The sequence below is a fragment of the Pseudomonas sp. Irchel 3E13 genome, assembly GCF_900187455.1.
Lineage (GTDB): Bacteria > Pseudomonadota > Gammaproteobacteria > Pseudomonadales > Pseudomonadaceae > Aquipseudomonas.
The window spans coordinates 1-9,041 of the sequence record NZ_FYDX01000034.1 but is presented as its reverse complement, the minus strand read 5'-3'; the positions used below and the strand labels follow the sequence as shown (position 1 = coordinate 9,041).

The window sequence follows — 9,041 nt, the reverse complement described above, 5'->3', positions numbered from 1 at the left end:
CCGCTGCGCCTGACACCAACGCCGTCACCGCAACCGAAGCCCAACTGACCCTGACCGGCAACGTCCTGACCAACGATACCCAGGGTGCCGACCGTGTCACCGGACCGATCACCGCCGGCACCTTCACAGGCACCTACGGCACACTCGTACTGGCAGCAGATGGCTCCTACACCTACACCTTGAATCCCGCTGACCAGGACTTCTTCAACCTGCACGGCGGTGGCACTGGCACTGAGACGTTTGCCTACACCTTGAAGGACGCGGACGGCGACACCAGCACCGCCAATCTGGTTCTCAACATCAAGAACCTCAACGACCCAGTCACCCTCAACGGCCTGAACGTTGCGGGTGGTGAACTGACGGTCTACGAGAAAAACCTCAGCGACGGCAGCAACCCGAACACGCCGGCACTGACCCAAACCGGCACCTTTACCGTTACCGCGCCAGACGGTCTGCAAACCCTGAGCGTGGGCGGCATCAATGTCATCAGCGGTGGCGTGGCTGCCGGTTTCCCACAAACCGCCACGACGCCTTTGGGCAACACGCTGACCGTCACCGGCTACAACGCCAGTACCGGCGTGGTGACCTACAGCTACACCCTGCTGGATAACGAGGCCCATCCAAACGCTGGCGGCATCAACAACCTGACCGAGAGCTTCACGGTCACCGCGACGGACACCGATGGCAGCACCTCCAGCGGAAGCCTTGACGTAAACATCGTCGACGACGTACCAACCGCTGCGCCTGACACCAACGCCGTCACCGCAACCGAAGCCCAACTGACCCTGACCGGCAACGTCCTGACCAACGATATCCAAGGTGCTGACCGTGTCACCGGACCGATCACCGCCGGCACCTTCACGGGCACCTACGGCACACTCGTACTGGCAGCAGATGGCTCCTACACCTACACCTTGAATCCCGCTGACCAGGACTTCTTCAACCTGCACGGTGGCGGTACTGGCACTGAGACGTTTGCCTACACCTTGAAGGACGCGGACGGCGACACCAGCACCGCCAATCTGGTCCTCAACATCAAGAACCTCAACGACCCAGTCACCCTCAACGGCCTGAACGTTGCGGGTGGTGAACTGACGGTCTACGAGAAAAACCTCAGCGACGGCAGCAGCCCGAACGCGCCGGCACTGACCCAAACCGGCACCTTCATTGTTACCGCACCGGACGGTCTACAGACTCTGAGCGTGGGCGGTATCAATGTCATCAGCGGTGGCGTGGCTGCCGGTTTCCCACAAACCGCCACGACTCCGCTGGGGAATACGCTGACCGTCACCGGCTACAACGCCAGTACCGGCGTGGTGACCTACAGCTACACCCTGCTGGATAACGAGGCCCATCCAAACGCTGGCGGCATCAACAACCTCACCGAAAGTTTCACGGTCACCGCGACGGACACCGATGGCAGCACCTCCAGCGGTAGCCTCGACGTAAACATCGTCGACGATGTACCAACGGCTCGTCCCGATGCGGTCTCGGTCATCGAGGGCGATACGGTGACCGGCAATGTATTGACCAACGACACCAAGGGCGCCGATGACCCAGGCAGCAATGTGGTGGTGGGTGTCCGCGCCGGCTCCAACACCGCGACATCGGCCATTGGTTCGCTGAACACCAATGTCGCTGGCACCTACGGCACCTTGACCCTCGATGCCGCGGGGAATGCGGTGTATCACGCCAATCCGAACTCGGTGGCCGCTGCCGGTGCGCAAGACGTGTTCACTTACACCATCCGTGATGCCGACGGTGACGAAAGCACCACGACCCTCACCGTCAATGTGAAGGATTGTGCGCTGATAGCAGGTCAGGACCAGGATGTGACGGTGTATGAAAAAGCCCTGGATCTGATCAAGGATGGCCAGGATCTGGCCGCTGGTACTGTGGTCGGCAGCGATCCCGCTGCTACCACGGAAACTGGCAGTGGGACTCTGGTCGGGTCGGTGTCGGGCGGGTCTGGCGCCATCTCTTACAGCCTGATGGGAAGCTCGACTGGCACCTACGGCCAGATCCTGCTCAATGCCGACGGTTCCTACAAATACACCCTGACCTCTGCACCAAAAACGCCGGGTGGCGCCAACGATGGCGCGAATGTGATGACCGAATCCTTCACCTACAAGGCGACGGATGCGTTGGGCAACTTCACCACCAGCACCATCCTGATCAACATCGTCGACGATGTGCCGAAGGCCGTAGGCGCGACCCGCTCTGTAACGCCGGGGCAGGTGGACTCCAACCTGCTGCTGGTCATCGACGTGTCGGGCAGCATGAACGATGCTTCCGGCGTGCCGGGGCTCACGCGTCTGCAACTGGCGAAACAGGCCATTGCCGCATTGCTCGACAAGTACGATGACTTGGGCGATGTGAAAGTGCAGATCGTCACCTTCTCCAGCGGCGCCACCGGGCAGTCGGCGGTGTGGGTCACGGTCGACCAGGCCAAGACCATCGTCAACGGCCTTAGCGCCGGTGGTTCGACCTACTACGACTCGGCCACTACCTCGGCGCAGAGTGCCTACACCACTGCCGGAAAAATTGTAGGTGCGCAGAACATTACCTACTTCTTCTCGGACGGTGAGCCGACCTCCGGGCACGCCATTTCCGGCACCCGGGAAACTACCTGGACCAATTTCCTCGATGCCAACGGGATTAAGTCCTACGCCATTGGCTTGGGCAGCGGGGTCAACGCCAGCAACCTCAATCCGCTGGCCTACGACGGCAGTACCCATACCGACACCAATGCCACTGTGGTGACCGATCTCAACCAGTTGAACTCGGTGCTCTCTGGCACGGTACAGGGGGCGCCGATCACCGGCAGCCTGATGAGCGGTGGGTACTTCGGCGCCGATGGCGGCTTCATCAAGTCGCTGGTGGTGGATGGCACGACCTACACCTACGATCCGAAAGGCAATTCCAATCAGGGTTCCTACGCCGCCAGTGGTACTGATCGCGGAACCTTCGACACCGTGACCAACAGCATCACTGTCAAGACGGTAATGGGTGGCTCGCTGGTGGTGAACATGGACAGCGGCGATTTCACCTACACCCCGCCGAAGGACACTGGCAGCAGTCAGGTGGAGAACGTCGGCTTTGTGGTCAGCGATAACGATGGTGACCTGAGCAATGCCAGCCTGGTGATCAATGTCTACACCAACGCCGCGCCAGTGGCGGGGGCCGACCACGTCATCACCAATATTCTCTCGGCCAATATCACGGTGCCGGCAGAGGCCTTGCTGGCTAATGACACCGATGCCAACAACGACCGCCTGACGGCCTCGCCGATCACCTTCAATACTGGCTGGGCCGCCCGGGGCGCCGACTTCACTGTGGGAAGTACTACGCCGACCGTTCCGTTCACGGGCAACGGGGACAGCCCGGCGAACCAGTTGAAGGACATTGCCCGCAGCACGTTTACCGGCACCAGCGGTTCCATGACCGCGGCGCTGATCGTCAGCGGCTATCTGGGGGCTGTCACGACCGCCAACGCCAACGATCAAGACGTGATCACGGTCACCCTGAAACAGGGAGAGAGCCTCAAGCTCGACCATGACCGGCCTGTCGGCAACATACTGATGGAATGGAAGGACGCGTCTGGCAGCTATCAGACGATTGCTGACGGCAGCTCCTTCGTCGCCGCTCATGACGGGCTCTACAGCATTCATGTGGTCAACCTCACCAACACGAGCGGCAGCGGCGTCAACAACGCCGAGAACTACCAGTTGACCATGACCGTCGATTATTCGGGCGCGGCCAACAGCACTCCGCAGTACAACGGCAGCTACACCGTCAGCGACGGTCACGGCGGCACCGCCACCGGCGCGCTGGATATCACCTACCAGGACAGTTCCACCCTGACCGGCACCGCCAATGCCGACACCCTGCTCGGCGGCAGCGGCAACGACACCCTCAACGGGGGAGACGGCAATGATGTGTTGGTGGGCGGCGCCGGCAACGACTCGCTGTATGGCGGCAACGGCAATGACTTGCTGATTGGCGGCCTTGGTAACGATCTGCTCGACGGCGGGGCCGGAATCGACACGGCGAGTTACGCAAGCGCCACGAGCGCCGTGACGGTCAACCTGAGTACCGCTGGCCAGCAGAACACGGTTGGTGCTGGGCTGGATACGCTGGTCTCGATCGAGAACCTGATTGGCTCGGACTACAACGACACCCTTACCGGTGATGGTGGCGCGAACCGTCTGGAGGGTGGCCTGGGCAATGACACGCTCAACGGCGGTGGCGGCGATGATGTGCTGATTGGCGGTCGCGGGGACGACACGCTCACCGGTGGGCCGGGCAGCGACACGTTCCTCTGGCAGCAGGGCGATATCGGCCACGATGTGGTGACCGACTTTACCCCGGGCACCGACCATCTGGACCTGTCGCAGTTGCTCCAGGGCGAAAACACGACGCCGGCCTCGCTGGATGACTACCTGCACTTCAAGGTGAGCGGCAGTGGCGCAAGCGTGGTGTCGACCATCGAGGTCAGTTCGGTGGCCGGGGCGGCGCCGACCCAGACCATCGACCTTGCGGGGATCGACCTGGCCCAGCATTACGGGGTGACGGCGGGGGCGGGAGGGGTGATCGCCGCGGGGGCGGACACGGCGACCATCATCAACGGCATGATCAATGACCATTCGTTGAAAGTGGATACGGTTTAAGGGCGGGGACCGCGGGAGTGGCGCAGCATGCGGCGCCGCTCCCGCTTTTTTGTTCCACAGAATACTGGGAGTGATAATCCTTGGAGGCGTTGAAGCGATGCTGTCCTTGTAGGAGCTGGCTTGCCAGCGAATTGGCATGGGCAACGATGGCGTTTTATCTGGCGATGCTGAAGCTGTAGGAGCGAGCTTGCTCGCGAACGGCCCCAATACACACCCAAAAACCCAAGCCCAACCCGAAAGATCATCCTCCCCGAGCGTTCGCGAAAAAACCTTTTTTCAAAGCGACCGGCGCAGCGTTTTCTGTCGAAGGATGTAGATCGTCACCAGCACCGCACTGGTCAACATGAAGCCACGCGCCCACGGCGAAGGCACCAGGTAACACGAGAAGCTGATGCTGGCCCACATCAGGCCGATGGCGTAGACCTTGCCCTTGAGGGGAATGCCTTCGCCGCTGAGGTAGTCGCGGATCCACGGGCCAAGGCGCGGGTGATTCACCAGCCAGTCATGGAAGCGGGGGGAGCTGCGGGCGAAACATGCGGCCGCGAGCAAAAGAAAGGGGGTGGTTGGCAACACCGGAAGGAAGATGCCAATCACCCCCAGCGCGACGCTGAGCCAGCCGATGGCCAGCAGCAGGTAGCGCACGAACGCGAACTCAGTGATGGCGTGGCTTGAGCAGGGCCGGCTTCTCGTCTGGCGCGTGGCAGAGCAGGTACAGCGCGGTCAGCGCTTCCGGAATCTGCACGATCATGTCGTCCATCAGGTTCGCGTCGCTGGCGATGTCGGCGAATTCCGGTTGTTCGTCGAACAGGCCGGAACCGACCATGATCGGCAGGAGCATTTCGCTGACTTCTTCTTCGGCGCTTTCGAACCAGGCTTCCTCACGCAGGAAGACGCCTTCCATGAAACCGATGCACCAGCCGCGAAGGTCGGAATCGTCAGGCTCGTCGCCCAGGTCGAGGTCGCATGGCAGCTCGAATTCCTCGTCGCTGGCCAGTTGGCGGGCGATGTGGGCCTTGAGCTGGATCAGCGTGGCTTCGATCTCGGCACGCTGTGCGTCGTTGGCGTAGTGAGGTTCCTCGGCGAACAGGGCGTCGATCCACTCACGGTCGGTCACCTCTTCGGCGCTGATCGACAGCGCGGTCAGGTAGCCGTGGGCGGCAACGTAGTCCAGCGCCTCTTCGTGCAGCTCGTCGGCGTCGAGGAAGGCTTGCAGGCGGGTCAATTGCTCAGCGAAGGACATTAGGGGCTACCTTGGAAATATAACGATGCTGAATTCTAGCATTTTGCAGCACCTGCAACGCAAAGGATGACGGTCTATCGTGCAACCCCCTTTGGCGTTGGGTGCTCGGGTATACTGCCGGCTTTTTTCCGGTGGGTGCGGATTTCCCCGGTAAAAGCTGCTTGCGCATTTTTGCGTGAGTCGCGGACGGTTTTCATCCAGCCTGTGGCCGGGATGGTTTCACGATTTTTGGAGTGGTTATGCTCGAACAGGCTCAGCGCGTCCTCAAGGATATCTTCGGCTACGACAGCTTCCGGGGACGCCAGGGGGCGATCATCGAACGCGTGGCCAACGGCGGCGATGCGTTGGTGCTGATGCCCACGGGCGGCGGCAAGTCGCTGTGCTTCCAGGTTCCGGCGCTGTTGCGCAATGGCCTGGCGGTGGTGGTGTCGCCGCTGATCGCGCTGATGGAAGACCAGGTGGCGACCCTCGACGAGCTGGGCGTGGCCGCCGCCTCGTTGAACTCCACCCTGAGCGCCGAGCAACAGCGCGAACTGGCCGGGCGGATCCGCCGCGGTGAGCTGAAAATGCTCTATCTCGCGCCGGAACGCCTGGTGCAGCCGCGCATGCTGGACTTCCTGCGTGAACTCGATATTGCCCTGTTCGCCATCGACGAGGCCCACTGCGTGTCGCAATGGGGCCATGATTTCCGCCCCGAATACCTGCAACTGGGCCAGTTGGCCGAGTACTTCCCCAATGTGCCGCGCATCGCCCTGACCGCCACGGCGGACATGCGTACACGGGAAGAAATCGTCACGCGCCTGCACCTGCAAGACGCCGAGCGCTTTCTCTCCAGCTTCGACCGTCCGAACATCTTCTACCGCATCGTACCCAAGGAGCAGCCGCGCAAGCAGTTGCTGGCGTTCCTCGGCGAGCGCCGCGGTAACGCCGGGATCGTCTACTGCCTGTCGCGCAAGAAGGTCGATGAGGTCGCCGCGTTCCTCTGCGACCAGGGTTTCCCGGCGCTGCCGTATCACGCCGGGCTGCCGGCCGAGACCCGTGCCGCCAACCAGCGCCGCTTCCTCAATGAGGAAGGGCTGATCATGGTGGCAACCATTGCCTTCGGCATGGGTATCGACAAGCCCAACGTGCGCTTCGTCGCCCATCTCGACTTGCCCAAGTCACTGGAAGCCTATTACCAGGAAACCGGTCGCGCCGGCCGTGACGGTTTGCCCGCCGATGCCTGGATGGCCTACGGCCTGCAAGACATGGTGATGCTCAAGCAGATGCTGCAGAACTCCGAGGGCGATGAGCGGCACAAGCGCGTCGAGCAGCACAAGCTCGATGCCATGCTCGCCCTCTGCGAAGAAACCCGCTGCCGTCGCCAGGCCCTGCTGCGCTACTTCGACGAGGAGCTGCCGCAGCCCTGCGGTCACTGTGACAACTGCGTCGACGGCGTGCAGACCTGGGATGCCACCGAGTCGGCGCGTCAGGCGCTGTCGGCGGTCTACCGCACTGGCCAGCGTTATGGCGTCGGGCACCTGGTGGATGTGCTGCTGGGCAAGGACAACGAAAAAATACGCAACTTCGGTCACGAGAAGCTGGCGGTCTACGGCGTCGGCAAGGCCCGCGCCGAGGGCGAATGGCGTTCGCTGTTCCGCCAGTTGGTGGCGCGCGGCCTGGTCGATATTGATCTGGAGGGTTATGGCGGCCTGCGTCTGTCCGACAGTTGCCGGCCGTTGCTGCGTGGCGAAGTCAGTCTGGAACTGCGCCGCGACCTCAAGCCGCAGACCAGCAGCAAGTCCAGCAGCAGCGGCGGCAGCCCGGCCAGTCAACTGGTGCGCGGCGAGGAGCGCGAGCAGTGGGAAGCCCTGCGCGCCCTGCGCCGCAAGCTGGCCGAGGAGCACGGGGTACCGCCTTACGTGATCTTCCCCGATTCCACCTTGCTGGAAATGCTCCGCAGCCAGCCGACCAGCCTCAGCGAGATGGCCCAGGTCAGCGGCGTTGGTGCGCGCAAGCTGGAGCGTTATGGCCAGGCCTTCCTCGAAGTGCTGGGCGGCGCAGCCGAGGCGCCTCCGGTGGTTGCCGATCTGCGCCACGAACTCGTCACCCTGGCCCGCGCCGGCATGACGCCGGCACAGATCGCCGGACAGTTGCAGTGCAGCGAGAAGAACGTCTACAGCCTGCTCGCCGAGGCTATCGGTCGCCAGGAACTGTCATTGGAGCAAGCCCTGGACCTGCCGGAAGACCTGATGGCGGAAGTGCAGGACGCGTTCCTCGATGGCGAGGGCGAACTGCCGCCAGTGTCGGAGATCAGCCCGCTGTTTGGCGCGCGTGTGCCGGAAGGCGTGCTGTATTGCGTTCGCGCCGCACTGGCGTCCGAATTCGAGATGTGACCGGCGCGCCTGTCATGATTTTTTACGTTTGCCGTGAAGCCTCGTCCAGATGAACCTTGCCTAAGGGCAACGGCCATGGTTAGCTGGCTAATAATTAGTTCTGATTATGAGTTTTTTATGCCGTTGACCGATCAACACCGCTTCGGGATGCAACTGGCCCATATGTCCCGGGGCTGGCGTGCCGAACTGGACCGCCGCCTGGCGGGCCTGAACCTGTCCCAGGCGCGCTGGCTTGTGCTGTTGCACCTGGCCCGCTTCGAAGAAGCACCGACTCAGCGCGAGTTGGCGCAGAGCGTGGGGGTTGAAGGTCCGACCCTGGCCCGGCTGCTCGACAGCCTCGAAGCCCAGGGGTTGGTGCGGCGTCAGGCGGTGGTGGAAGATCGACGCGCGAAGAAGATCGTCCTTTGCCCACCGGCAAAGCCACTGATCGACCAGATCGAAACCATCGCCAACGCCCTGCGACTGGAGTTGTTCATCGGCGTGGATGAAGAGGACCTGGCGGTGTGCATGCGGGTTCATACGCGGATTCTGGCGAACCTGGAAAAGTCCAAGGTCTGACCGGATCTGGCAAGACAAAAAAACCGATGCATTGTGCGTCGGTTTTTTATGGCTTCAGCAAGGCGACGGCTCCTAGGCTCTGTACGAAATCCCGAGAAACCCAATCGGCGCCCTTTGGAAGCTGAAATTCAGTAGGGTTCCCGGTCATCTACGGAAAGGAATTCTGTGATGGCAAAGCGTTACGAACTCTCGGATGAA

Annotated in this window: 5 protein-coding genes; 3 read left to right on the top strand and 2 right to left on the bottom strand. The window is 62.0% G+C overall.

All coding sequences use genetic code 11. The annotated features are described in order from the left end of the window. On the top strand, positions 1-4,670 hold a 4,670-nt coding region (locus CKW37_RS32105), incomplete at its 5' end, for an S-layer family protein (protein WP_143502192.1). Positions 4,671-4,946: 276 nt separating this feature from the next. Here CKW37_RS32105 and CKW37_RS32100 read toward each other — a convergent pair. Both CKW37_RS32100 and CKW37_RS32095 read right to left on the bottom strand, forming a co-directional pair. Then, positions 4,947-5,330, bottom strand: coding sequence for a YbaN family protein (locus CKW37_RS32100; RefSeq protein ID WP_177454511.1), 384 nt, complete (start codon positions 5,328-5,330; stop codon positions 4,947-4,949). Then, positions 5,323-5,910 carry a YecA family protein gene (locus CKW37_RS32095; protein ID WP_095160070.1) on the bottom strand — a complete coding sequence of 196 codons (588 nt, stop codon included), beginning with the start codon at positions 5,908-5,910 and terminating at the stop codon, positions 5,323-5,325. The genes CKW37_RS32100 and CKW37_RS32095 overlap by 8 nt, the downstream gene beginning before the upstream one ends. 239 nt (positions 5,911-6,149) lie before the next feature. Between CKW37_RS32095 and recQ the strand changes: the two genes are divergently transcribed. Together recQ and CKW37_RS32085 are read left to right on the top strand one after the other, a co-directional pair. Next, the gene (recQ, locus tag CKW37_RS32090) at positions 6,150-8,285 is read left to right on the top strand and encodes a DNA helicase RecQ (protein WP_095160069.1); all 2,136 of its coding nucleotides are present in this window, start codon (positions 6,150-6,152) and stop codon (positions 8,283-8,285) included. Between the two features lie 117 nt (positions 8,286-8,402). After that, entirely contained in the window at positions 8,403-8,843 is a 441-nt protein-coding gene (locus tag CKW37_RS32085; protein WP_095160068.1) for a MarR family transcriptional regulator, read from the top strand. The last annotated feature ends 198 nt before the right edge of the window (positions 8,844-9,041 follow it).